Source organism: Paracoccus beibuensis (assembly GCF_026162625.1).
Lineage (GTDB): Bacteria > Pseudomonadota > Alphaproteobacteria > Rhodobacterales > Rhodobacteraceae > Paracoccus > Paracoccus beibuensis.
In genome coordinates, this window is sequence record NZ_JAOTBD010000003.1 from 119,441 (window position 1) to 142,569 (window position 23,129).

The 23,129-nt window shown below is 67.8% G+C and carries 22 protein-coding genes; 8 read left to right on the plus strand and 14 right to left on the minus strand.

Going from position 1 to position 23,129, the window contains the following annotated elements; translation table 11 throughout:
* Window positions 1-27: 27 nt before the first annotated feature.
* Together betC and choX are read right to left on the minus strand one after the other, a co-directional pair.
* On the minus strand, window positions 28-1,542 hold the full coding sequence (gene betC / locus OC159_RS03410) for a choline-sulfatase (protein WP_265499749.1): 1,515 nt from the start codon (window positions 1,540-1,542) through the stop codon (window positions 28-30).
* A 10-nt stretch (window positions 1,543-1,552) separates the two neighbouring features.
* Window positions 1,553-2,500: a choline ABC transporter substrate-binding protein gene (choX, locus tag OC159_RS03415; RefSeq protein ID WP_322626706.1), complete on the minus strand. Its 948-nt coding sequence runs from the start codon at window positions 2,498-2,500 to the stop codon at window positions 1,553-1,555.
* Window positions 2,501-2,787: 287 nt separating this feature from the next.
* Between choX and OC159_RS03420 the strand changes: the two genes are divergently transcribed.
* From OC159_RS03420 to OC159_RS03430, 3 genes are read left to right on the plus strand one after another with little or no spacing between them, the layout of a single operon-like run.
* Entirely contained in the window at window positions 2,788-3,666 is an 879-nt protein-coding gene (locus OC159_RS03420; protein ID WP_265499750.1) for a hypothetical protein, read from the plus strand.
* A complete protein-coding gene (locus tag OC159_RS03425) occupies window positions 3,659-4,078 on the plus strand; it encodes a phage holin family protein (RefSeq protein ID WP_265499751.1) in 420 nt (139 codons plus the stop codon). The genes OC159_RS03420 and OC159_RS03425 overlap by 8 nt, the downstream gene beginning before the upstream one ends.
* A complete protein-coding gene (locus OC159_RS03430; protein WP_265499752.1) occupies window positions 4,068-5,186 on the plus strand; it encodes a DUF3618 domain-containing protein in 1,119 nt (372 codons plus the stop codon). The genes OC159_RS03425 and OC159_RS03430 overlap by 11 nt, the downstream gene beginning before the upstream one ends.
* A 60-nt stretch (window positions 5,187-5,246) precedes the next feature.
* On the opposite strand, the gene OC159_RS03435 is transcribed toward OC159_RS03430, so the two are convergent.
* The 10 genes from OC159_RS03435 to OC159_RS03480 form a co-directional block, all read right to left on the minus strand.
* Entirely contained in the window at window positions 5,247-5,393 is a 147-nt protein-coding gene (locus tag OC159_RS03435; protein ID WP_265499753.1) for a hypothetical protein, read from the minus strand.
* A gap of 390 nt (window positions 5,394-5,783) precedes the next feature.
* Window positions 5,784-6,551, minus strand: a complete 768-nt coding sequence (locus tag OC159_RS03440) for a DUF2243 domain-containing protein (protein ID WP_265499754.1) — start codon at window positions 6,549-6,551, stop codon at window positions 5,784-5,786.
* Between the two features lie 9 nt (window positions 6,552-6,560).
* Entirely contained in the window at window positions 6,561-7,286 is a 726-nt protein-coding gene (locus OC159_RS03445; protein WP_265499755.1) for a TIGR04290 family methyltransferase, read from the minus strand.
* Window positions 7,283-8,293 carry a UDP-glucuronic acid decarboxylase family protein gene (locus OC159_RS03450; protein WP_265499842.1) on the minus strand — a complete coding sequence of 337 codons (1,011 nt, stop codon included), beginning with the start codon at window positions 8,291-8,293 and terminating at the stop codon, window positions 7,283-7,285. Before OC159_RS03450 ends, OC159_RS03445 begins: the two co-directional genes overlap by 4 nt.
* Window positions 8,294-8,307: 14 nt before the next feature.
* Complete coding sequence (locus OC159_RS03455; RefSeq protein ID WP_265499756.1) at window positions 8,308-9,384, minus strand: CgeB family protein; 1,077 nt, start codon at window positions 9,382-9,384, stop codon at window positions 8,308-8,310.
* Complete coding sequence (locus tag OC159_RS03460; RefSeq protein WP_265499757.1) at window positions 9,381-10,478, minus strand: CgeB family protein; 1,098 nt, start codon at window positions 10,476-10,478, stop codon at window positions 9,381-9,383. Before OC159_RS03460 ends, OC159_RS03455 begins: the two co-directional genes overlap by 4 nt.
* Window positions 10,475-11,584 carry a CgeB family protein gene (locus tag OC159_RS03465; protein ID WP_265499758.1) on the minus strand — a complete coding sequence of 370 codons (1,110 nt, stop codon included), beginning with the start codon at window positions 11,582-11,584 and terminating at the stop codon, window positions 10,475-10,477. Before OC159_RS03465 ends, OC159_RS03460 begins: the two co-directional genes overlap by 4 nt.
* Window positions 11,585-11,589: 5 nt before the next feature.
* Entirely contained in the window at window positions 11,590-12,675 is a 1,086-nt protein-coding gene (locus OC159_RS03470) for a glycosyltransferase family 4 protein (RefSeq protein WP_265499759.1), read from the minus strand.
* Window positions 12,672-14,666, minus strand: a complete 1,995-nt coding sequence (locus tag OC159_RS03475; RefSeq protein WP_265499760.1) for an NAD-dependent epimerase/dehydratase family protein — start codon at window positions 14,664-14,666, stop codon at window positions 12,672-12,674. Before OC159_RS03475 ends, OC159_RS03470 begins: the two co-directional genes overlap by 4 nt.
* On the minus strand, window positions 14,663-15,787 hold the full coding sequence (locus tag OC159_RS03480) for an NAD-dependent epimerase/dehydratase family protein (protein ID WP_265499761.1): 1,125 nt from the start codon (window positions 15,785-15,787) through the stop codon (window positions 14,663-14,665). Before OC159_RS03480 ends, OC159_RS03475 begins: the two co-directional genes overlap by 4 nt.
* 197 nt (window positions 15,788-15,984) lie before the next feature.
* Here OC159_RS03480 and OC159_RS03485 point away from each other — a divergent pair, with 197 nt between their 5' ends.
* The 4 genes from OC159_RS03485 to OC159_RS03500 all read left to right on the plus strand — a co-directional run bounded on the left by OC159_RS03485 (window position 15,985) and on the right by OC159_RS03500 (window position 19,820).
* Window positions 15,985-16,995 (plus strand): MDR/zinc-dependent alcohol dehydrogenase-like family protein, encoded by a 1,011-nt coding sequence (locus OC159_RS03485; RefSeq protein WP_265499762.1) that lies wholly within the window; start codon window positions 15,985-15,987, stop codon window positions 16,993-16,995.
* Window positions 16,986-18,065: a Gfo/Idh/MocA family protein gene (locus OC159_RS03490; RefSeq protein WP_265499763.1), complete on the plus strand. Its 1,080-nt coding sequence runs from the start codon at window positions 16,986-16,988 to the stop codon at window positions 18,063-18,065. Before OC159_RS03485 ends, OC159_RS03490 begins: the two co-directional genes overlap by 10 nt.
* 88 nt (window positions 18,066-18,153) lie before the next feature.
* The gene (locus OC159_RS03495) at window positions 18,154-18,978 is read left to right on the plus strand and encodes a manganese catalase family protein (protein ID WP_265499764.1); all 825 of its coding nucleotides are present in this window, start codon (window positions 18,154-18,156) and stop codon (window positions 18,976-18,978) included.
* 68 nt (window positions 18,979-19,046) lie between these two features.
* Window positions 19,047-19,820, plus strand: a complete 774-nt coding sequence (locus OC159_RS03500) for an SDR family NAD(P)-dependent oxidoreductase (RefSeq protein WP_265499765.1) — start codon at window positions 19,047-19,049, stop codon at window positions 19,818-19,820.
* A 57-nt stretch (window positions 19,821-19,877) separates the two neighbouring features.
* Here OC159_RS03500 and OC159_RS03505 read toward each other — a convergent pair whose 3' ends face one another.
* Together OC159_RS03505 and OC159_RS03510 are read right to left on the minus strand one after the other, a co-directional pair.
* Window positions 19,878-20,138: a hypothetical protein gene (locus OC159_RS03505; RefSeq protein ID WP_265499766.1), complete on the minus strand. Its 261-nt coding sequence runs from the start codon at window positions 20,136-20,138 to the stop codon at window positions 19,878-19,880.
* 81 nt (window positions 20,139-20,219) lie between these two features.
* Window positions 20,220-21,539: an NAD(P)/FAD-dependent oxidoreductase gene (locus tag OC159_RS03510; protein ID WP_265499767.1), complete on the minus strand. Its 1,320-nt coding sequence runs from the start codon at window positions 21,537-21,539 to the stop codon at window positions 20,220-20,222.
* A gap of 239 nt (window positions 21,540-21,778) precedes the next feature.
* Here OC159_RS03510 and OC159_RS03515 point away from each other — a divergent pair, with 239 nt between their 5' ends.
* Window positions 21,779-22,846, plus strand: coding sequence for a mechanosensitive ion channel family protein (locus tag OC159_RS03515; RefSeq protein WP_265499768.1), 1,068 nt, complete (start codon window positions 21,779-21,781; stop codon window positions 22,844-22,846).
* Window positions 22,847-23,129 lie beyond the last annotated feature (283 nt).

The window sequence follows — 23,129 nt, forward strand, 5'->3', positions numbered from 1 at the left end:
GCCCGGCCTGCTTGGCCGGGCACCTTTTCATTCGCCCCTGGGGAAGCGCTTGTTCTCCTCCAGCACGTTCAGGTCCATGTGGTTGCGCATGTAACGCTCGGACGCCTTCTGCAGCGGCTGATGGTCCCATGGATAGTAGGCCCCGTTCCGCAACGCCTCGTAGACGATCCAACGCCGTGCCTGGCTTTCGCGAACGGCGGTGTCGAAGTCCGACAGGTTCCAGCGGTCAGCGGCCAGACCAGTCAGCCGGGCCAGCGTGTCGGCATGGTCGGGATCGGCCGCCAGGTTCACCAGCTCGTCGGGGTCGGCGCCCAGGTCGAACAGCATCGGCGGGTCGGCCTTGCAGAGGACCAGCTTCCACTGGCCGTCCCGCAGCGCGACCAGCGGCGTGATCGACCCCTCTGCGGCGTATTCCATCGTTACCGGGCCACGACCGCCGATTCCCGTGGCCAGCGGGGCCAGGTCCTCGCCCTCGGTCCAGGCCGCCAGCGGTGCGATGTCCAGCCCGGCAAGCCCCGCCAGCGTCGGCACCACGTCCATGGTCGAGACCGGGTGAGTCACCAGCCCGGACTGCCAGCCGGGCGCGGCAATCATCAGCGGCACGCGGGCCGAGCCTTCGAAGAAGCTCATCTTGAACCACAGCCCTCGGTCGCCCAGCATGTCGCCGTGGTCGCTGACAAAGAGGATGATCGTGTCCTCCTCCATCCGGCCGCGCTTCAGCACGTCCAGGATCTCTCCGATCTTCTCGTCGACATAGGAGATGCTGGCAAAGTACCCCTGACGGGCACGGCGGACGTCTTCGGGCGTGATGTCGAAGGCGTTGTGGTCACAGGCCTCCAGCAGGCGCTGCGAATGAGGGTCCAGGTCCTCGAAGGGCAGGGGCGGGACCGCGGGGTCCAGCGCCGGACAATCGTCATACATGTCCCAGAACCGCCGGCGCGCGACATAGGGGTCGTGGGGATGCGTGAAGCTGACGGTCAGGCACCAGGGCCGGTCGTCCAGCCGCCGCGACAGGTCATAAAGCTTCTGCGTGGCCTGGTGCGCCACGTCGTCGTCGTATTCCAGCTGGTTGGTGATCTCGGCCACGCCAGCCCCGGTGACCGAGCCCAGGTTGTGGTACCACCAGTCGATCCGCTCGCCCGGCCTGGTATAGTCGGGCGTCCAGCCGAAATCTGCGGGGTAGATGTCGGTGGTCAGCCGCTCTTCGAACCCGTGCATCTGGTCGGGACCGACGAAGTGCATCTTGCCCGACAGCGCGGTGTGATACCCCGCCCGGCGCAGGTGATGCGCATAGGTCGGGATGTCGGATGCGAACTCGGCCGCGTTGTCATAGACGCGCGTGCGGCTTGGCAGAAGCCCGGACATGAAGCTGGCGCGGGCCGGGGCGCAAAGCGGGCTGGCCGTATAGCTGTTGGCGAAGCGGACCGAGCGGTCCGCCAGCGCCCGCAGGTTCGGCGCGTGAAGAAAGGGGGCCGGCCCGTCCGGGAACAGCGTCCCGTTCAACTGGTCGACCATGAGGATCAGGATATTCGGTCGGCTCATTCCGGCGGCCTTACAACCCGAGTGCTGCGCGCACGGCGGGTTCTGCGGGCTCACCCTCCAGCGTGGTGACGCCGTCGAGCCACGGGGTCAGCGCGTCGGGGTTGGCAGCCAGCCATTCCTTTGCGGCGGCCTTGGCGTCGGCACCGTCAAGGATCTCGCCCATCAGGGCGTTTTCCATCTCGATGTCGAAGGTCATGTTGGTGAGCAGCCTGGCCGCGTTCGGGCAAGCCTCGGACCAGCCGGTGCGGGCCAGCGTGCGGACCTCGGCCCCACCGAAGTCGGGCCCGAAATATTCGTCGCCGCCCGCCAGGTAGGTGATGTCATGGTTCGTGTTCATCGGATGGGGCGCCCAGGCCAGGAAGACGATGCCGTCCTCGGACCGCTCCATCCGGGAAACCTGCGCCAGCATCGCCTGTTCGCCCGACTCGACCAGCTCCCAGTCGCCCAGGCCGAAGTCGTCGGCGGCGATCATCCGGGCGATGTTCTGGTTCGCGGGCGCGCCCGGCTCGATCCCATAGATCTTGCTGTCGAACGCCTCGGCATTGGCGTCCAGGTCCGCAAAGCTGGTGATGCCCTGGTCGGCCATGTAGGTCGGAACCGCCAGCGTGAACTTGGCGCCGGTCAGGTTGGTGTTCAGCACCTCGGCGGCGTCGGCGGCTTCCAGATCCTCGATGAAGGCGGTCTGCGCGGGCATCCAGTTGCCCAGGAAGACGTCGATTTCACCGTTCTTCATCGATTCATAGCCGATGGGAACCGACAGGAAGCTGACCTCGGGGACGTAGCCCAAGGCTTCCAGCACCACGCTGGCCACGCCGTTGGTGGCGTTGATGTCGGTCCAGTTCGGGTCCGACATGCGGATCGCGCGGCAGGCGGCATCGTCGGCCAGCGCCGCACCTGCGCCTGCCGTCAAGGCGGCGATGCTCAGCGCGCCGCACAGAATGGCTTTGGTCTTCATCATCGTTTTTCCCTGCTTTGTCGTCTTTCAAGCTGCGCGGCCATCGAAGGTCATTCGCGGCGCCTTGTATACAGCGATTTTCGCACGACCCCGCAGAAAATGCGCGCGTGATCGTCTGTGGGCGTTTGTCTCCTGCCGGGAACAACAACGGCCCGACTTGGTTGAGATGTTCCACGGCGTCGAACGGTCCGCACCGCCCGATGCCCATGCAACCTGAACACCTCAGGAGGACCGACATGAGTGCCGACTACACATCTGACACGGCCAGAGCCAACCAAACCTCCTCGACCGTGAAAGACCTCAAGGACCAAGCCGGGTCGCAGGTCAATCGCCTTGCCGAGGGCGTCAAGGACGAGGTCTCGCGTCGCAGCGAGGACATGCGCGGAAACTTCGCTGATCGCGTCGACAATCTTGCCTCGGCCTTCCGGTCGGCCAAGTCCGAGGTCGGCGAGGATTCGCCCTTTGCGCGCATGTTCGACTATGCCGCCGAGAATGCCGAAGGCTTCGCCGACAGCCTCGAATCCGCCAATGTCATCGACAGCGTCCGCGAATTCGCACGGGAACGTCCGGGAACCTTCCTTGGCGTGTCCGCCATCGCGGGCTTTGCGGCGGCGCGCTTCCTGCTGGCCGGCAAGCCCGGGCGTCACTTCGGGCGCGACAGCTATTCGGGCGGATCGTCCGTCTACGGCGCCAGCGGCTCCACCGGATATTCGTCCGGAACTGCGGGCAGCGGCTTGACCGGATCCCCGTCCGGGACCACGGGCAGCAGCCCGATGGGTGGGGGCGTCAGCCGTCCGGGCGCCGCGGCCACGGCGGGCACCGCCGGGAGCGGCGCAGGCTTGGGCGCGGGTTCCGGCTCGAGCAGCGGCACGCGCACCCCGTCCGGCACGGGCTCGACCTCCGGCACGGGTTCCCCCTCGGGCATGGGTTCGTCCTCGGGCACGGGTTCGTCAACCGGATCGGGTTCGACGTCCGGCACGGGCTCGACCTCCGGCACCGGGTCTAACACCGGAACCTCCTCGACATCCGGAGCGGGGTCGAAGACCGGCCACCCCGGCGGTGCGGCCGGAACCACCGGCAGCACGGCTGGCGAGGGATCGGGCAGCAGCCCGCTCGGTACCGGCCCGGGCTCGACCAAGCCGGGATACGGGGGGGACCGCAATGTCTGATTTCGACCGCACGGACACGCCTCCGCGCAGCGAAGGACCCGCATCGCTGGTCTCCGACGTCATGCGCCTTTCCAGCGACCTCGTCCGCAAGGAGATCGCGCTGGCGAAGGCCGAGGTGAGCGAGAACATCAGCCGCGCCGGGCACGGCATCGGCTTCATCGCCGTGGCTGGTGTCATCGCGCTGGTGACGCTGAACGTCCTGGTGGCCGCCCTGGTCGCGGCACTGGCCGAGACCTCCCTCGGCCCGATCTGGAGCGCCGTCATCGTTGGCGTCGTTTTGGCGATCCTTGCCTTCATCCTGCTGAAGAAGGGGCTGAACGACCTCAAGCTGCGCTCGCTGATGCCCACCCGCACGGTGGACAGCGTCCAGCGCGACGCCCACGCGATCAAGGAGGCCTATCATGACAAATGACTCGGAAAGCCCCGAGCAGATCGAGCGGGAGATCGAGCGTGACCGCAACGCCCTGCGCGACACCCTGAACGAGCTTCAGGACGAGCTGTCCTGGGATGGTCTTTCCCGCCGGGTCAGCGCGCAGGTCCGCGAACACGGGTCCGAGTGGGCCAACGCGGCAAGCGACGCCGCGCGGTCGAACCCGGTGGCGCTTGCGCTGACCGGCGTGGGCCTGGCCTGGATGATCTTCGGGCGCGGCTATGACCCGACGCATCGCGCGATGCACAGCCGTCACCAGCCGTCCCGTCCGCGCTATCGCGGCCCCGTTTCGACGGACACCGGCCATGCCGAAGGTCAGTCCTTCGTGTCGCCGTCCAGCTATGGTCGCGCCACGACATCGGGCCCGCATGCGGACAGCCCGGGCCTGGCGCCGTCGGGGATGTCTGCCTCGCCGTCGGGGGTCGCCACGTCCTCGGGAATGACGACGTCCTCAGGCGCGGGAACGTCGTCGGGCATGACGACGTCCTCGGGCATGGCCACGTCCTCGGGCGCCGCCCACCGGTCCGAGCCCAGCTGGGCCCGCCGCACCATCAGCCGTGCACGCAGCCGCCTGCACGATACAGTTCATCAGGAGAGCAGCATGACCGACCACATGAAGGACCGGGCGCGCCAGATGCGCGACCGGTTGAGCGAAGGCACCGAGGGCTTCAGCGAGGAAGCGCGCCGCCGCGTTCAGGACGCACGCCACCGCGCCATCCGCGCCCGCGACGCTGCCGGCCGCCGATTCAACGACAGCTCGCGGACCGTGTCCGAAGGCTATGAGGCCGAACCGCTGATCTTCGGCGCCGCAGCCTTCCTGGTCGGCGCGGGTCTGGCCACGCTGCTGCCCCGCACCCGCCGCGAGGAAGAGCTGTTCGGCAGCTACAGCGAGCACCTGTTCGAAGAGGCCGAGGCCATCTACGAGGAGGAGAAGACCAAGATCCAGCGCGCCGTGAATGCGGGCATGGAAGAGGCGAAGTCTTCGGTCTCGGACGTGAAGAACGCGGCGGCCGAGGAGATGTCCTCGAACAACCGCAATGACGGCGACAAGGCGACGTCGCAAAGCACCAACCGCAGCACCAGCGTCTGAAACGCGCGAATTCTGCACCTGAAAGGCCCCGCAATGCGCGGGGCCTTTCTCTGTCAGCAGTCAGGAGGAGGCGACGTGTAGCCTGCGCCCAAGATGCTCTTGCGCGTCGATACCATCTCCAGAAGCCAGTGCCGAGGCATCGACCGCATCCGCTTTCTGCAGGTGCCATTGAAGCCCCGTCGGATAAGACGAGAACTTGCTGGACATCGGGCAGGTTGAGCAAGCACTGTCGCCTGTCGCCTGTCGCCTGTCGCCTGTCGCCTGTCGCCTGTCGCCTGTCGCCGTTCTCGGGGCGACTTCCGCGACGTCCTCCCTCGTGCGTCAAATGTTGTGTGTTCGTCGCTGCGGCGCAGTTCTTCGTTGGCACCATCGCCCTCGGGCCTGGAGTCCTTCCCGGCGGGTGTTCAGCGAATCGGATGCCCTTCATCCGCCTGATGCGTCGCCGATCGTGACCGACCAGATCGCCCGGCGTCGTCCTCATCCGCAGCAAGGCTCCCGAAGCCGCCGGATCACGTGCGTCGTCCGAAGCCGAACAACCGCGCGCTCTGCCTAGAAGGCACGCGGCTGCACCAGCGATAGCCACCGCTGACCTGCACCTCAGGCGCCAGCGTGACGGTTCGGTTTGGACCATGCAAAGCAGCCCGCCGGCAGGCCTGCTCCTCCGACCGCAAGCGCGCCCTGCGCGTAGAGCCCGAAGCCCGCACCCCATGGCAGGTCCACGATCGCGACGCGCGCGGCTGGCTCTGCCCAGAGGATCGTTGCGCCTGCGCCGGCCAGTTGGGCTATCATCTGCTCGGGCGAGACGCTGCGCGCGAAGACGACGACGGTCGACGGCAGTCCGGGCGGTGGTCGCAGGGCCCAGACTCCGGCGCCGATACTGATCAGCGCCAGAAGGGCGACGAGCGTGCGGCCGCCGCCGGGACCCGACCGGGCGCGGCCCAGCAGATGCAGGCCCGCCATCAGTGGCAGGATGCCGAAGGCCGCCAGCCAGCCCAGGTCCCACAGAAGCGGATAGGCGCTGTCCAGCTTGATCCGGTGGATGCCCAGCAACCAGTGCGACAGAATTGCATCCACCGCGTGCCAGGCGCCGAAGCCCACCAGCATCGCACCGCCCACGCGCAGCGGTGTCAGCCCGCTATCGCGCCGGGCGCGCCAAAGGCCGATCAGCCCCACAAGCGCGATCCCGTACATCGCGGCGTGGAACCAACCGTCCCACAGGACCTGCTGGCGGATGTCGTCGATGCCGGGGACCAGGCTCAGCAGGTGATGCCATTGAAGGATCTGGTGCAGCAGGATGCCGTCGAAGAACCCGCTGAGCGCGAAGCCAAGCGTCGCGGCGGCCCGGATCGTGCGGCGGTGCTGCATGGGCGCGTCCTATGGCAGGGGGTGGCCAGGATCGTCGCCGCAATGGCACAGATAAACCTCGGGTTCGGGCTGGTCGTCGATGACGAAGCCGGCGCTGCGCAGCATCGCCTCCATGCCCGCGCGGTTCGGGATGAACCAGTTCGTGGGATCGCCGGCATAGCGATGCTCGATGAAGTTCAGGCGCGGCCAGGCGTGATCGTTGAAGATGTCCCACTCCTGAAAGGGATAATCCTCTGCCACCTCTGGCAGGTTCATCGAGCCCCGCTGCATGCACTGGAACAGCATCATGTCGCCCGCGACATGCTTGTAGATCAGGTCCAGCGCCAGAAGCGGGTGGCGCAGGTGGTAGAGGACGCCCATGAAGATCACCAGGTCGAAACGGCGGCCCAGCTTGGCGACCTCGTAGACGTCCATCTGCCGCAGGTCGATGTCGACGCCCTTCGCCTCGGCGGCGAAACGGGCCTGCGCCAGATAGTGCGGGTCGGCGTCGATGGCCGTCACCTTGGCACCGCGCTGCGCCATCTCGATGGCATAGAAGCCCGCGTTGCAACCGATGTCGAGGACCGTCTTGCCGCTCAGATCCTCGGGGATGACATGGCGGAACCCTTGCCACTTGAACCGCGGATAGTCGCCAAGGGGATGGTCGGGCGCGGTCTGCATGCCCTCGATCCGCAGGTTGTGAAACCATGGGCCGAGGTCGCGGATGCGTGCAGACAGGGTGTTGCGGGAACTCATGGACGCGCCTCCTCTGCCAGGGGTGCGGCGGTGACGGGCGGAACAGCGGCCAGATGCGCGGCGAACCACGGGATCGTGCGGCGCAGCCCCTCGTGCAACGGGATGCGGGGCTGCCATCGCAGCAGCTGCCCCGCGCGGGTGATGTCGGGTCGGCGACGCCGGGGGTCGTCCGTCGGCAGGGGGCTGAAGACGGGACGCGCGGTGCCGGGGACCAGTTCGCGGATGATCCCGACCAGTTCGAGGATCGAGAATTCGCCGGGGTTGCCCAAATTCACCGCGCCGTCGGGGGCGACGGGCACCTCCATCAGCGCGATCAGCCCCTCGACCAGGTCCGAGACATAGCAGAACGACCGCGTCTGCGTGCCGTCGCCATAGATCGTCATCGGCTGGTCCTGCAGCGCCTGGCAGATCAGGTTCGACACGATCCGCCCGTCGTCAGGACGCATCTGCGGGCCATAGGTGTTGAAGATCCGCGCGACCCGCGCGTCGACCCGTCCGGACCGGACATGGTCGAAACACATCGTCTCAGCCGCGCGCTTGCCCTCGTCATAGCAGGCTCGGGGGCCGGTGCAGTTGACGTTGCCCCAGTAGTCCTCGGACTGGGGATGTGCCTCGGGGTCGCCATAAACCTCGCTGGTCGAGGCCTGCAGGAACCGCGCCCCCTTGATATGCGCCAGTTCCAGCAGGTGGCCGGTGCCCAGCACGTTGGTCATCATCGTGTGCGTGGGATCGGCTTGGTATTGCGGGGGCGATGCCGCGCAGGCAAGGTTGTAAACCTCGTCCACCGGGCCCGGCACCCCAAGCGGATCGGTCACGTCGGCCTCGATCAGGGTGAAGGCCGGGTGATTGGTCAGCGGCAGGACGTTCTCGCGTCGACCGGACAGGAAGCTGTCGACGCAGATCACCTTGTGGCCGCGATGAAGAAGCGTTTCGCACAGGTGCGATCCGATGAAGCCGGCACCGCCGGCGACCAGGGTGGTCGGCTGAAACGAGGTCATCTTCTGCATGCTCATGGCTCCTTTCAGGCGGTGGCAGCGGTCTGGCGGTCCAGCGCGGCGATCAGGTCGCGCGCACGGGCCCGGCCGGTATGGTCGGTCAGGATGATGTCGCGGGCCGTGCGCGCCATGGCGCCGGGGTCCGCCGCGCCCGTCAGCGCCGCCACCACGTCATCGGCGGTATCGGCCAGCACGACGGCGCGGCCGTCGGGCAGCAGGTCCGTCAGCCCCGGCCAGCGGTCCGAGATGATGGGCGTGCCGCAGGCCGCAGCCTCAAACAGCCGGACCGAGGGCGACCAGCCCAGCCTGCGCATCGCGTCCCGGGTGATGTTCAGCGTGAACCGCTGCGCGTTGTAGAATTCGGCATGGCGCGCGGGGGGCAGGTGGTCGATCCGTTCGACATTCGCGGGCCAGTCGATGTCGGGCGGGAACATCGATCCGGCCACGACAAAGCGCATCTGCGGCAGGCGGCGGGCAGGCTCGATCAGCAGCGCCTCCAGCCCCGGCTGGCGGTCCGGGCTGTAGGTGCCCAGATAGCCAAGGTCCCACCGTTTCGACACATCCATCGGCTGATAGGCCGCTTCGTCGACAGAGCAATAGAGCGCCACCGGGTTCCGGGCACCGAACTGGTCGTGCAGCCGGTCGAGCACTCGCCCGCCCGAAAAGGAGAGGTAGCAGTCGAACCACGGCACCTGGCGGCGGGCCAGGTGCTGTTCCTCTCCGCGTTCGAGCATCCCCATCGTCACCGGCGTGTCGATGTCGTAGAAGCACAGCTGCTGCAGCGGCAAGCTGTGCAGCGCGTCGATCAGTTGCCGGCCGTCCGGGACATAGGATCCGACGATGACGGCCCCCGCCTTTTCCAGCCGGCCGCGATGACGGTCCAGCACGGCGCCGATGTCGTCATAGAATTCCAGCTCGCAGAAGTCGGGGTCGGGCAGGTCCTGGTTCTCCAGGTACCAGGGCTGGCGGCGTTCCAGAAACAGCACGCGGCGGCCCTGGGCCTTCAGCCCGCGCAGCAGGGCGCGGAAGGTGGTGGCATGGCCGTTGCCCCAGGACGAGCTGAGCGACAGGCCGAAGATGATGATCTCGTCTTGCGGGGTCATTGGGCCTCCTCGGTCAGGATTTCGGGGCGCATCCGGTGCAGCAGATCGCGCAGCTGGATGGCGCGGCGGTCATAGGTGTGCTCGGCCAGCACCCGCTTCAGCGCGGCCTGGCCGATCGCCTGGCTGCGTTCCGGCGTCAGGTCGGCCAGCGCATCGGCCACGTCCTGACCGTCGCGGGCCACGAGGACCTCCTTGTCGGGGGTGAGGAACAGCTCGATCCCTTCCCAGGCGTCGGTGATCAGGCAGCCGCCGGCACCTGCGGCCTCGAACACGCGGGTGGCGGGAGAAAAGCCGGTGGCGGCCATGCTGTCGCGCGCCACGTTCAGGACGGCGCGGGGCGTGGTGTTGAAGGCGTTGTGATCCGCCGTCCCGACATGGCCGATGGCGTTCACGTTCCCGGGCAGATCGCCCTGGTTCCAGCCCGAGCCGCCCAAAAGGAACCGGCGCTGCGGCAGCATCGCGGCGGGGCGCAGGAAGAATTCGGCCACGCGGGCCTCGCGGTCCGGCAGGCGGTTCGCCAGGAACCCCAAGTCGGCCCGGAAACGGTCCTGCGGCGGGGCGGGGTGGTGCGTGTCCGGGTCCAGCGCGTTGTATATCGGCACGCAGTCGCGGGCGCCAAGGTCGCGATAGGCGCGCACCACCGGGTCGCCGCCGCCATAGGTCAGCACCACGTCCAGGTCCGGCAGCATCCGGCGCAGCGCATCGCCCGGGTCCTGCTGCATCGCCGCCAGCGTGGCCGGCGCATCGACATCCCAGAAGATGCGCAGCGCGCCGGGACGGGCGGCGGCCATGACCTGCGTCAGGATTTCGTCGTCGGCATAGCCCACCCCGGACGCCTTGACGACGATGTCGGCATTCGCCGCCTGCGCCGCGGCGTCGCGCAGACCTTCGGGGGTGGCGGGCCAGACGTTGACGCGCACCCAGTCCGGCACCTCGATGTCGCGATGGGACTGGCGGTCATAGGCGTCGGGCTCGTGAAAGGTCACGTCAAAGCCGTGGCGGCTCATCGCCTTGACGATGCCCCGGTAATAGGTCGCCGCACCGTTCCAATAGCTGGAAAGCAGGCTGGAGCCATAGAATGCAACGCGGGTCATGCCACGGCCTCCTGCGGTTGGGGGGCATCCAGGCTGTCCAGGATCGACAGCAACTGTTGGACGCGGTGGTCGCAGGTGTGGCGGTCCAGGATCGTCTGCAGGCCCTGGCGCGCCTGTTCATCGGCGGCGGCCGGGTCGTTCAGCAGTTCGCGCAGGTGGTGCCGCATCTCGATCCCGTCACGGGCAAAGCGCATGTCGCCGGGGCGGAACAGCCCCTCGGCATCGTTCCAAGGGGCGCTGATCAGCGGCAGTCCGCAGGCCAGCGCCTCGAATGGCCGAATGGTCGGGATGCCCGGCAAGGCGGTGACATACGGGCGGCGCGGGACATGCACGGTGACGCGGTGGCGCGCGAAGGCCTGCGGCACCAGCGCGTTGGGCAGCCAGCCGCGATAGTCGATCCCGGCCTGCGCCAGCCGGTCCAGCGCGTGATCGGGATACCGCACGCCGTGGACGGTGGTCGACAGGTGCAGGTCCTCGGCGGGGCCGATCAGGAACTGCTCAAGCTCGGCGCTGCGTTCGTTGTCGCCCCAGTTGCCGACCCAGATCAGGTCCGACTGCGGCAGGATCTGGGGGATGGGACGGAAGAGCGTCGTGTCGGCGGCCTCGTGCCAGGTGAACACCTGCCGCCCCCAGCCCGCGGCCAGATAGCGTTCGCGCAGCGCCTCGCCGAAGGCCAGCACGGCATCATAGCCGTTCAGGTCCATGCCGGCGATTTCCTCGTTCGCGCTGACGGCGCGGTGGTGCGTGTCGTGAAACAGCAGTTGATAGCGACCGCCCTGGCGCCTGTGCGCGCCGATGCGGGCGATCAGCGCCGGGTCGGTCCATTCGTGGACGACGACCACGTCGGCATCCTGCAGCGACGGGTCGTGATCGTGGTCCGGGCCATAGGTCTGCCAGTCGAGGTCGGGGAAGACGGCGGAGAACTCTGCCAGCGCGGCCTCACCCCGGTCGGCAAGCAGGTTCTGGCGGCTCCAGCCGTTTTCCGGTTCCAGCGCCAGCGTCTGGTGGCCGCGCGCGTTCAGGGCGCGCATCACGCCGCGCAGGAAATGGGCGTTGCCGTGGTTCCAGTCGGACACAAGAGAGTGGGTATAGAATAAAAAGCGCATTGGGTTCATCCTGTGGCAATGGCTGGGGCGGCGGCATCGGCCAGCCGGCAATAGAGGCGGCGCATCGCGTCCACCTGCGCGTCGGGCGTCAGCCAGTCGGCGCGGGCGCGGGCGGCGCGGCCCAGATCCGCCCGCCGTTGCGGATCGACTGTCAGCCGGTTCAGCGACGCGGACAGCGCAGGCGCATCGGTCGGCGGAAAGAAGACGGCGGCCCCGTCCCAGAGTTCGCGAAAGATCGGGATTTCGGCCAGCACCAGCGGCGTGGCCGCGCGCGCGGCCTCCAGCACGGCAAGGCCGAACGGTTCGTAAAGCGACGGTGCGCAGAATATTCCGGCCCGGCCGATGGCGGCCAGCGTCCTTGCATGCGGCATCGTACCGGCTTGGTGCGCATGTGTCAGGGCGATGCTGGCACCGTTCGGGCCGTCCGTGGCGCCGATCATGGTCACCGGCCAGCGGGTCGACGCCGCCGCCACGTCCAGGGTCGCCCCGTTCTTGCCGTCGTCCCACCAGCGACCAGCGGCAACGACCAGATCCTGGCGCGGCCCCGCGACGGGTGCGGCGCGGCTGGAATTGTGGACGACCGTCAGCCCCGGCAGTGGGCCATAGCAGCGTACCAGAGCATCGGCATGCGACCGGCTGGGGGCAACTACGATGTCGGCATGCGCAAGGCCGCGCGCCGTCATGTCCCGCTGCCAGGCCATGTCGGGCGGCACGTCGCTGCCCCTGACGGCTGCGAACCATGTGGCTAGGCAGGAATGCGACATGGCCAGCACCGGCAGGCCAGAGGTCAGCCCGACCGCCTGCGTGGGCAGGTTCAGGTGCAGCAGGTTCGGTTCATGTTTGGCCACCAGCCCGTCAAGCCACCGGGCGACGGGGGCCAGATCCTCGGGGTGGGCGGCCAGCCAGTCCAGCGGCGCCTCGCCCCATTCGACCGGGCCAATGTCCCGCGCCTGCGCCAGCTGCGCCGCGTCGGGGCGTGGCCCCAGCCCCGCCAGCACGACCCGCACGTCGCGGGCGTGCAGCCCGGCAGCCAAGTCCAGCGCGTGCTGCCAAACGCCGCCGACCGCATCGAGTGTCATCAGGACCTTCATGCCGACCGCCTTTCGCGGCGGAGCGGCAGGCCGCGGTCATGCGCCAGCCACTGGGCCAGGTCCGCCAATCCGTCACGCCAGTCGACGCGCGGCTTCCAGCCCGTTGCCGCCTGCAGCGCGCGGGTGTCGGCGACGAACCAAGGCTGGTCGCCCTGCCGCCAGTCCTCGAAGCTGACGTCGGCCACCTCACCGGTGATCATCGCGATCTCGGACAGGACTTCGCGCAAGCTGACGGCATTCGACGGCCCGCCGCCCAGGTTGAAGGCGTGGCCCGACAGGCTGTCGATCCGGTCCAGTAGCGTGCGATAGGCCGCAACCGCGTCGCTGACATGCAGCACGTCGCGCACCTGACGACCGGTGCCGAAGACGGTGATCGGCCGACCTTCCAGCGCACGGATCAGAAAATGCGCGACCCAACCCTGATCCTCGGTCCCGAACTGGCGCGGGCCATAGATGCAGCTCATCCTCAGGACGGCGGCGGGGATGCCATAGCTTTTGGCGTAATCCAGCACATATTGGTCGGCGACGCCCTTGGAGCAGCCATAGGGCGTGCAGAAATCTAGCGGACGGTCCTCGGCCACGCCATGCGCCGCCATGCTGTTGTCCAGGGGTCCGCAGCGGTCGCCGCTGTCGGTGACGGTCAGGTCGGACAGCGCGCCATAAACCTTGTTGGTCGACGCGAAGATCACCGGCACCTGACGCCCCGTCGCGCGCACGGCTTCGAGCAGGTTGAGGGTGCCGCGGGCGTTCACCTCGAAATCCTCCAGGGGCGAGGCAAGGCTGGTCGTCACGGCGGTCTGCGCTGCCAGGTGGAAGACCGCGCTTGCCCCGTCCACGATTCCGCCGAGCGAGGGCTGGTCGCGCAGGTCGGCAGGCACCGCACGCAGTCGGTCGCCATGCCGGTCGGCCAGCCAGCGCAGGTTCCGTTCGACCCCCGGCCGGCTGAGATTGTCCAGCACAGTCACCTGCTGGCCGTCGCGCATCAGCGCATCGGCCAGGTTCGCCCCGATGAAGCCCGCGCCGCCGGTGATCAGCACGCTGTCCCGAGTGCGCGCGACGGTGGGGCTGGCCAGCTGGGTCAGCTCCTGCAGGCGGCCGACGCCACCTTCGGTCAGCAGGCGGCCCAGCAGTTTCAGCTGCCCGTCGGCGGTGGCCGCGCCCATGTGGTAATGGCGCGGGTCGAACCACAGGCCTTCCTGCACGGCGACATCGGCGGGAAGGTCCGCCCACGCATACCAGTAGACTCGGTCGGCGGGCGTCTGCAGCGATTGGACGAAGCGGCGGGCCTGCTCGATCTCGTCCCGGCGCCAGGTGGAATAGCCGGTTTCGGTGATCCAGATCCGGGCGTCGGGGTTGTGCAGATCCATGATGCGGCGCATCTCGCCCAGATGCATGTCCCAGCCGCGCCAGGACGCGGCCTCGCTGTCCCAGGTGCCGGGAAAACCGTGGAAGCCCACCACGTCGACGACGCCAAGAACGCCGCGTTCGCCCATCAGGTTCAGCCAGTAGGGATCGAAGGGCGCGGGTCCGCCCAGCACCGCCTTCCAGCCGCGATGCTGCACCCAATGGGCCGCGCCGCCGACCATCTCGCAGAAGAGGTCGAAGTCCGGGTCCTCGCGCCAGTCCCAGTCCAGCAGGTTGTTGGGCTCGTTCCACAGTTCGACATGGGTGAAGTGCTGGCCGTGACGGGTCAGCAGCATGTCGATGAAGTCCGCATAGTCCTTGAGCACCTTGGGCGCGCCCGAACTGCGCCCGGTGCGCGACAGGGATGGCGGGGTGTAATGCACGCAGGGCAGCAACTCGATGTCGCGGGCCAGGCGCGGCAGCAGCCAGTCGAACCATTCCTGCCCGCCGGGGGAATGGTACTCGGCCCAGCTCACATGGGTGCGAAGGTGGCGCGCGCCCGATGCGACAAGCGCGGGCAGCAGCGCCTCGACCCGGTCGTATTCGCCGGGCCTGAACCATTCGACAAAGCCGTAATCGGCGCTCATGTGACCAGCCCCCGCTCCTCCAGCTGGGCGCGCATCCGGCTGCCGTTGTCGACCGAGGGCTGCTGGCTGACCCATTCGACGAATGGACCGAGGCTGTCCTCCAGCCGGTGCTGCGGGGAAAAGCCCAGCAGGTTCTGCGCCTTGGTGATGTCGGCAAAACAGTTGCGGATGTCGCCGGAGCGGAACTTGCCCAGGATCTCGGGCTGCAGGTCGGACCCCATCGCCTCTGCCAGAAGGCGCGCCACCCGCGAGACGGAATAGGCGTGGCCCGAGCCGACGTTGATGACATGGCCGTTGGCTGCCTCGCTTTCCAGCGCCAGGCGGAAGGCGCGGGCGACGTCGCGGACATGGACGAAGTCGCGCTTCTGTTCGCCGTCCTCGAAGATGGTGGGCGACTGGCCCGCCGCGATGCGAGAGGCGAAGTTCGCCAGAACGCCGGTATAGGGGTTCGACAGCGCCTGACCCGCGCCGAAGACATTGAAGAGGCGCAGCGCGGTGGCGGGGATGTCATAGGCTTCGCCGAAGATCAGCACGGCCTGTTCCTGCTGATACTTGGTCAGCGCATAGATGGACGCGAGGTCGACCCGCTTGCTTTCCGTCGTCGGCATCGGCGTCAGGGCGGTGCCGTCCGAGGTCACGGGCTCCCAGTTGCCGTCGCGGAGGTCGGCGTTCCGGCGGCGGACGTTTTCGTGCAGCGTGCCTTCCGGCGTGGCATAGTAGCCTTCGCCATAGACGCTCATCGACGATGCCACGACGATCTTCTTCACCGGATGCTCGGCGATGGCTTCCAGCAGCACGGCCGTTCCCAGGTCGTTGGCACCGACATAGCGCGCGATCTCGTACATGGACTGCCCGACACCTACCTCGGCGGCCAGGTGAATCACTGCATCGGCGCCCTGCAGCGCCCGGCGCAGGGCGTCGGCGTCGCGCATGTCGCCGCGGACCAACCGGGCACCCTTGTCCAGAAGCGGCTTCAGGTCGGCCGATTGTTCGGGATTTTCGCCGTGGACCTGTTCGATCAGCGCATCATAGAGTATGGTGTCGTGACCGGCCTGCATCAGTTCGGCAGCCACATGCCGCCCGATGAAGCCGCATCCGCCGGTGATCAATGTCGTCGTCATTGTTGCCCATCTCCTTGTTGTCTCGGCCCGTTTCCTCACACGCGCAGGGCGCGGGGATCTTCTTCAATGTCTTCATCAGAGACATCATCATGCCCCCGCAACCTCGGGTTGGAACATTTGTTCCAGCTTCTTGTTCTCGGACCGTCGGGGTGGCGCAGAGGCGCCGCCCCACCCGACACACCGACCCGGAGACGCAGATGATGAACGCCCACCCCAAGACCTGGACCGCATCGAAAGCCGCAGGCGGCACCCCACGTGCCGCCCGCATCGTCGAACCCGGTCGCGTCGAGATCGTGCCCATCACTCCGCGCGACCCCGACGCGGCCGAGGTGCGCATTGCGATCGAGGGCTGCGGCGTCTGCGCCTCGAACCTGGGGCCTTGGGCGGGACCCGAGTGGATGGACTTCCCGCTGGAGCCCGGTGCGCTGGGACACGAGGCTTGGGGCGTGATTGAGGCCGTCGGTCCGCAGGTGCGCCACCTGGAAGCGGGCCAGCGCGTGGCCTTCGCCGGGCAGCACGGCTTTGCCACGCATGAAACCGTGCCCGCCGCCGATGTCATTCCGCTGCCCGCCAGCCTTGCGGGCCAGCCCGTCCCGGCCGAACCGCTCGGATGCGCCGTCAACGTGTTTCATCGCGCCGCAATCCGGCCCGGCGACACCGTCGCAATCATCGGGATCGGGTTCTTGGGTGCCTTGCTGGTGCGGCAGGCCGCGCAGGCCGGCGCGCGGGTGATCGCGATTTCCCGGCGCGACAGTTCTCTGCAGCTGGCCCGCGGCGTGGGGGCCGAGCAGGTGATCGTCATGGACGACCACTGGCGCATCATCGAGGACGTCAAGCGCCTGACCGGCGGGCGGATGTGCGACACCGTGATCGAGGTCGTGGGCAAGCAATGGCCGCTGGATTTGGCCGCCGAACTGGTCTGCGAAGGCGGGCAGCTGGTCATCGCGGGCTATCACCAGGACGGGCCGCGGCAGGTCAACATGCAGATGTGGAACTGGAAGGGCATGGACGTCATCAACGCGCACGAGCGCGACCCGCAGGTGGTGCTGCGCGGCATGCGCGACGCGGTGCGCGCGGTTGCCGAGGGGCGGCTGGACCCGCGCCCGCTTTATTCCGCGACCTATCCGCTGGAGGAGCTTGGCACCGCGCTGGACGCCACCCGCGACAAACCCGGAAACTTCGTGAAGGCGCTGATCCAATGCAACTGAGCACCCTTGCCCGCCCCGCAGCTCTGACGCACCCGCGCATCGCCTTCCTCGGCCTCGGTTGGATCGGCAGGCACCGGATGCAGGCGATGGCCGATGCCGGCGACATCGAGATCGTGGCACTGGCCGACCCCGACGCCGACGCGGTTCGCGCCGCGGCCGAGGTTGCGCCGGATGCGGCGACCGGCCACGACCTGCGCGCGTTGCTGGACCAGGAACCCGACGGAGTGGTGATCGCCACGCCCTCGGCCATGCATGCCGCGCAGTCGATCGAGGCGCTGGAGGCCGGGGCGGCCGTCTTCTGCCAGAAGCCCTTGGGCCGCGACGCCGCCGAAACCGCTGCCGTGGTCCAGGCCGCGCGCAAGGCCGACCGGTTGCTCGCGACCGACCTCAGCTATCGCCACACACAGGCTTTCGTCGCGTTGCGCGACCTGATCCGCGGGGGCGATCTGGGGCAGGTGCACACGGTCGACCTGACCTTCCACAACGCCTATGGACCCGACAAGCCGTGGTTCCGCGACCGGCGGCTGTCAGGCGGGGGCTGCCTGATCGACCTGGGCATCCACCTGGTCGACATGGCGCTGTGGTCGCTGGATGCGGACGGCGCGGCCTGCCTGTCCGCCCATGCCCGCGCTGGCGGCCAGCCCTTGCCCGACGATCCGCACGTGGTCGAGGATTTTGTCCTGGCGACGCTGGAAACGCCGCAGGGAACGGTGATCCGTCTGGCCTGTTCATGGAACCTTCCGGCCGGGCGCGATGCAATCATCGGCATGGACGCCTTCGGCACGAACGGCGGCGGCGCGGTGGCGAATATCGACGGCTCTTTCTTCGACTTCGGGACGTGGCACCACCAGGGAACCTCGTCGCACCAGCTGGTCGCGCCGCCGGACGACTGGGGCGGGCGTGCAGGCGCGGACTGGGCGCGGCGTCTGCGGCAGGGCGCGGGCTTTGACCCCGAGGCCGAGCGACTGACGGTTCTGGCCGACGTCCTGGACGACATCTACTGCAAGGCGGGCGCTTCGACGGATGCGGCGGGAACAAAGGCGGGTCTGGCCGGTTCAGCCGCCCGATGACCCTGGACCCACGATGGTGCCGGACAGGTCGTCGCGGTCCCGCCCGGACGGGCGGCCGCGCCGCATATTGTCATAACGGAGTTCCACAATGTTCTATACCGACAACAAGCTGCAATACCCGGTCCGCGTCGAGACGCCGAATCCGCTGTTCGCCCGGGCCCTGCAACAGGCCATCGGCGGCGTCGAGGGCGAGGTGCGTGTCGCGATGCAATACTTCTTCCAGGCCTGCGGCGCGCGCGGGAACCCCAAGTACCGCGACCTGCTGATGAACACGGCCGCCGAAGAGCTTGGCCATATCGAGATGCTGGCCACCGCCGTCGCGCTGAACCTGGAAGGTGCGCCACTGAGCATGCAGGAGGAAGCCGCCGGCGATCCGATCAACGGCGCTGTCCTGGGGGGCCTCAACCTCAAGAACCTTCTGTCGGCGGGGCTGTCGGCCATGCCTGTGGACAGCGACGGCGTGCCCTTCGACATGTCCCACATCTATGCCAGCGGCAACATCGCCGCCGACATGACCGCCAATGTGACGGCCGAAGCCACCGGTCGGACGCTGGCCGTGCGGCTCTACAACATGACGAACGATCCGGGCATGAAGGACATGCTGGCCTATCTGATCGCCCGCGACACCATGCACCAGAACCAGTTCATGGCCGCGCTCGAGGATCTGGGCGGCGCCGAAGGGAACTTCCCGATCCCGAACAGCTTCCCGCAGGACATGGAGGCGCAGGAATTCAGCTATGCCTACCTGGGCTTCCAGGCGGATGGCAGCGAACCTGCGCAGGGTCGCTGGTCGCAGGGCACATCGATGGATGGCAAGGGCGAATTCACCACGCGCGTCTTCCAGCCGCTTGGCGAGAAGCCGAACCTCGGCAAGGCCAAGCCCAAGAGCGGCGCGCAGTCCCAACAGATCTGATCCATCAAAAGGTCTCGGGTGGGCCGCCCGACCGGTGGCCCGACCAGAATCACAAGAGGAAAGACGCAATGACACAGGACAAACTGGCGCTCGTGACCGGCGGGTCGACTGGCATCGGGCGCTGTCTGGCGCAGTTGGCCGCCGAGGACGGGTATGACCTGCTGATCGTGTCGGACGACAGCGGCGTCACCCGCATGGACGACCTGTCCGAAACCGGCGTCGCCATCGAGACGCTGTCGGCCGACCTGTCGGTCCAGGAAGGCGTCGACGCCCTGCTGGAGAGGTTGGGCGCGCGTGTCCCCGACCTCTTCTTCGCCAATGCCGGACGCGGGCTTGGCCAATCATTCCTGGATCAGCAGCCCGAGGACATCCTGCAGGTGCTGGGGACGAACGTCCTTGGCACGACCATGCTGACCCATGAGATTGCCGGGCGCATGGTGCGGCGGGGGTCTGGCCGCATCCTGATGACCGGCTCGATCGCCGGCAACATGCCGGGGACCTATCAGGCGGTCTACAACGCGACGAAGGCCTATGTGAATTCGCTTGCGGCGGCGCTGGTCCGAGAACTTGACGGCACCGGCGTGACGGTCACCTGCCTCGAACCCGGTCCGACGGACACCCAGTTCTTCCAGCGCGCCGGGATGTGCGACACGCAGGTCGGGCAGGCGCCGAAGGACGACCCGCTGATGGTCGCGCGCGCGGGTTATGACGCAATGATGTCGGGCAAGCCGGAAGTCGTCTCGGGGTGGAAGAACAAGGCTCAGGCGGCGATGTCGCACATCACCCCCAAGGCGGTTCTGGCAGGGCTGCACCGCAAGATGGCCAAGCCCCAGGACGAATGACGCTCGCCGGGGCGACCCCGGCAGGCGTCCGTTGCCGATGCCGAGAAGGGCGGCAGTTCACTGCTGCGGCTCTGCATCCTCGTCGATCGCTTCGCCGTCATCCTCGCGCGGCTCTTCTTCCTCGGTGTCCGACCGGGTGTCCGTTTCCGTCCGGGCATCCATCTCGCCTCCGCCTCCGCCGACGACGGCGCCTGCCGCGGCTGGCGATCCGCCAAGTCCTTCGGTCCGAGCGGGCTTCGGCCGCGGGCTGTCCTGCGCGACGGCAGGTGCGGTGAACGCAAGCAGCGCGATGCAAGTTGTCTGAAGGATCTGGCGCATCGGAAAGTATCCTTTTATGTGCGGTGACCCGCTGAACCTGCCCATGTCGATAATGTTCCGACCAAGCCCGGCATCGACCGTTCAGGCGTCAGAGCTTGGCCCCTTTTGCAGGGCTGCCTTCTCGGCCACCTCACCGTCGATGACGCGGGCGCCGCGATCTTCGGTCAGGTAGCGCCACAGCCACTGCGTCGAGACCAGCACGCGGTTCTGGAAGCCGACCAGCAGATAAACGTGGATCAGCGCCCAGGCCAGCCAGGCGATCCAGCCGCGCAGCTTGAAGCGGTGGTGGTCGAACACGGCGGCGTGCCGACCGATGATCGCGGTGTTGCCCCGGCTGCGATAGCGGAACTCGGGCAGGGGGCGGTTGTCGCGGATATGGGCGACCAGGGCGCGGCCAAGATGCCGGCCCTGCTGCTGGGCGACCTGCGCCAGGCCAGGCAGGGGGTTCCCCTCGGCGTCCGGGCAGGCCGCCGCGTCGCCCAGAACGAAGACGTTGCTGAAGCCCGGAACAAGAAGACGCGCGTCGACGACGGCGCGGCCGCCCCGATCGGTTTCCGCCACTTGGGCCGCCAGCGGCGACGGTCGCACCCCGGCGGCCCAGATGATCAGGCCGACATCGATGCTCTGCCCCGCCATCCGGATCTGCTCGGGGCCGATGTGTTCGACGGGCGTCTTCGTTCTTATCTCGATGCCGCGCCGCGCAAGCCGGTCGCGGGCATAATCGGCCATCTCCTCGGGAAAACCGGACAGGATGCGCGGGCCCGCCTCGATCAGCATGATGCGGATCGACGCGGGGTCGATGGTGCGGAACTCTCGCGCCAAGGTCAGCCGGCCCAGTTCCGAGATCGAGCCGGCAAGTTCGACCCCGGTCGGGCCGGCGCCGATGATCGCGAAAGTCAGAAGCCGGCGTTTCTCTTCGGGGTCGGTGCAGCGCTCGGCCCGTTCGAAGGCGACCAAAAGCCGCGAGCGGATGCTGCGGGCGTCCTCGATGGTCTTCAGGCCGGGGGCGTGCGCCGCCCAGTCATCGTGGCCGAAATAGCTGTGCCCCGACCCCGGCGCCAGGACGAGGTGCCGGTACGAGATCACCTCGCCCCCACCCAGCCGCGCCCGGCAGAGCGTGGCATCGATCTGCTCGACCTCTCCCAGGATCACCTGCACCGAGCGGTACCGGCGCAGGATCTTGCGCACCGGCTCGGCCACGTCGGCCGCCGACAGCGCGGCCGTCGCGACCTGGTAGAGCAGCGGCTGGAACAGGTGGTGATTGCGCCGGTCCACGATCATCGTGGGGATCCCGGCGCGACCCAGGGCGCGCCCGACCTCTAGCCCTGCGAAGCCGCCGCCGATTACCAGCACCTCGGTCGTCCATGTCGCGGTTCCCCCCTGATCCTGTCTGCGGGTCATCGATTTGCCTTCCGCCTTGCGTCCGCCCGCCGACGGGCCGTGTCTTCCCCTACCCAAGCGCCCGGATGCGACGAATGTTCCGACATCCCGCCGTCGAAGCCGATGGTTGCACCGGAAAACATGCCGCAGCAGGCGGTTGCGGAAATGCGCCGACAGGATGCGGCCCGGGCGTGGAACCCGATGCGGCAGGATTTGTTCGACCCGCGAGGCTTTCAGCCCGACACGATGACGGAGATTGCATGACCCTCTGGACCGAGACCGCCCTCGTCTTCGCCCTTTCGCTTGTCCTTGCCTGGATCGCCTGGCTGCTGATCCAGCGCCTGGCGCTGCGCCTTCTTTCGGGCCGGGGCGTCTTCTGGCGACCGCTTCTGGCGCGGACCCGCGGCGCCGTGCAGCTTGCGCTGATCATCGTCGCGGTGTCTGTTGCATCCAATGCAGCGCCGCTTCCCGCGCCGGAAACGCGGCTGCTGCGCCACCTGCTGCTGCTGGCCTTCATTGCTTGCGTGACGATGGTGTTCCGCGCCGCGCTGGACATCTGGATGGCGCTGCACCTGCGCCGGTTCCGGTTGGATGTCGAGGATAACCTGACCGCTCGCAAGCACGTGACCCAGACCCGCATCCTGCATCGCGTGGGCGACGTGCTGATCATCGCCATCGGCATCAGCGCCGCGCTGATGACCGTCGACGGCGTCAGGCAATACGGCGTCAGCCTGCTGGCCTCGGCCGGGGCGGCGGGCATCGTCGTCGGCCTGGCGCTGCAGCCCGTCCTGCGCAACCTTCTGGCGGGCATCCAGCTGGCGCTGACGCAGCCCATCCGCATCGACGACGCGGTGATCGTCGAAGGCGAATGGGGCAATGTCGAGGAGATCACCGCGACCTATGTCGTCGTCAGGGCTTGGGACAAGCGGCGGCTGATCGTGCCGCTGAACTATTTCATGGAGACACCGTTCCAGAACTGGACCCGCAGCGATGCGACGCTGATCGGCGTCGTGATGCTCTACGTGGACTACGACGTCTCGATCCCCAACCTGCGGGCCGAGGCCGAGCGGATCGTCCGCGCCTCGGCCCTGTGGAACGGAGAAACCTTCGTGCTGCAGGTAACCGATTTCCGCGAGAGGGTCGTCGAGGTCCGCGTGCTGGCCAGCGCCCGCAACGCCGGCCGCGCCTTTGACCTGCGCTGCGAGATCCGCGAACGCCTGCTTGCCTACCTGCAGGCCGACCAGAAGGGCGCGCTGCCCCGCACGCGCGCCAGCGTCGAGATGGAACCTGCGGCTTCGTCGGCCGGGTTGCTGTCGGCTGATGGATGAACTGCGGCGGTCACCTCGAATGGTGCGCTGCCGGTTGCAAGTGGCCGGCGCTTTCCTAGGGAGAGCGGAGCGTCAGCAAGTGTCGTCAAAGCGGGTCGACACCATGGGGCGTCAGGAGTGAGAGCCTGCGTCCAGCACCGAAGCGGCCCGAGAATTGCAAGTCTCTGCTTCTGGCAGATCTGGGGAGAAAATCGCTCACCTGCGGAAGCTCCGACTGACGACGCTGCATCGACGTGAGGACAGGAATTTTCCCCTCGATCATCACCATGTGATGGCGGCATGT

Coding starts and splice junctions, on each gene's coding strand:
- OC159_RS03430 (WP_265499752.1), top strand. CDS start 4,068: ATGACAAATGACTCGGAAAGCCCCGAGCAGATCGAGCGGGAGATCGAG.
- OC159_RS03435 (WP_265499753.1), bottom strand. CDS start 5,393: ATGTCCAGCAAGTTCTCGTCTTATCCGACGGGGCTTCAATGGCACCTG.
- OC159_RS03450 (WP_265499842.1), bottom strand. CDS start 8,293: ATGCAGAAGATGACCTCGTTTCAGCCGACCACCCTGGTCGCCGGCGGT.
- OC159_RS03490 (WP_265499763.1), top strand. CDS start 16,986: ATGCAACTGAGCACCCTTGCCCGCCCCGCAGCTCTGACGCACCCGCGC.
- OC159_RS03460 (WP_265499757.1), bottom strand. CDS start 10,478: ATGACCCGCGTTGCATTCTATGGCTCCAGCCTGCTTTCCAGCTATTGG.
- OC159_RS03470 (WP_265499759.1), bottom strand. CDS start 12,675: ATGAAGGTCCTGATGACACTCGATGCGGTCGGCGGCGTTTGGCAGCAC.
- OC159_RS03445 (WP_265499755.1), bottom strand. CDS start 7,286: ATGAGTTCCCGCAACACCCTGTCTGCACGCATCCGCGACCTCGGCCCA.
- betC (WP_265499749.1), bottom strand. CDS start 1,542: ATGAGCCGACCGAATATCCTGATCCTCATGGTCGACCAGTTGAACGGG.
- OC159_RS03465 (WP_265499758.1), bottom strand. CDS start 11,584: ATGCGCTTTTTATTCTATACCCACTCTCTTGTGTCCGACTGGAACCAC.
- OC159_RS03480 (WP_265499761.1), bottom strand. CDS start 15,787: ATGACGACGACATTGATCACCGGCGGATGCGGCTTCATCGGGCGGCAT.
- OC159_RS03425 (WP_265499751.1), top strand. CDS start 3,659: ATGTCTGATTTCGACCGCACGGACACGCCTCCGCGCAGCGAAGGACCC.
- OC159_RS03495 (WP_265499764.1), top strand. CDS start 18,154: ATGTTCTATACCGACAACAAGCTGCAATACCCGGTCCGCGTCGAGACG.
- OC159_RS03440 (WP_265499754.1), bottom strand. CDS start 6,551: ATGCAGCACCGCCGCACGATCCGGGCCGCCGCGACGCTTGGCTTCGCG.
- OC159_RS03510 (WP_265499767.1), bottom strand. CDS start 21,539: ATGACCCGCAGACAGGATCAGGGGGGAACCGCGACATGGACGACCGAG.
- choX (WP_322626706.1), bottom strand. CDS start 2,500: ATGATGAAGACCAAAGCCATTCTGTGCGGCGCGCTGAGCATCGCCGCC.
- OC159_RS03505 (WP_265499766.1), bottom strand. CDS start 20,138: ATGCGCCAGATCCTTCAGACAACTTGCATCGCGCTGCTTGCGTTCACC.
- OC159_RS03455 (WP_265499756.1), bottom strand. CDS start 9,384: ATGACCCCGCAAGACGAGATCATCATCTTCGGCCTGTCGCTCAGCTCG.
- OC159_RS03475 (WP_265499760.1), bottom strand. CDS start 14,666: ATGAGCGCCGATTACGGCTTTGTCGAATGGTTCAGGCCCGGCGAATAC.
- OC159_RS03500 (WP_265499765.1), top strand. CDS start 19,047: ATGACACAGGACAAACTGGCGCTCGTGACCGGCGGGTCGACTGGCATC.
- OC159_RS03515 (WP_265499768.1), top strand. CDS start 21,779: ATGACCCTCTGGACCGAGACCGCCCTCGTCTTCGCCCTTTCGCTTGTC.
- OC159_RS03485 (WP_265499762.1), top strand. CDS start 15,985: ATGATGAACGCCCACCCCAAGACCTGGACCGCATCGAAAGCCGCAGGC.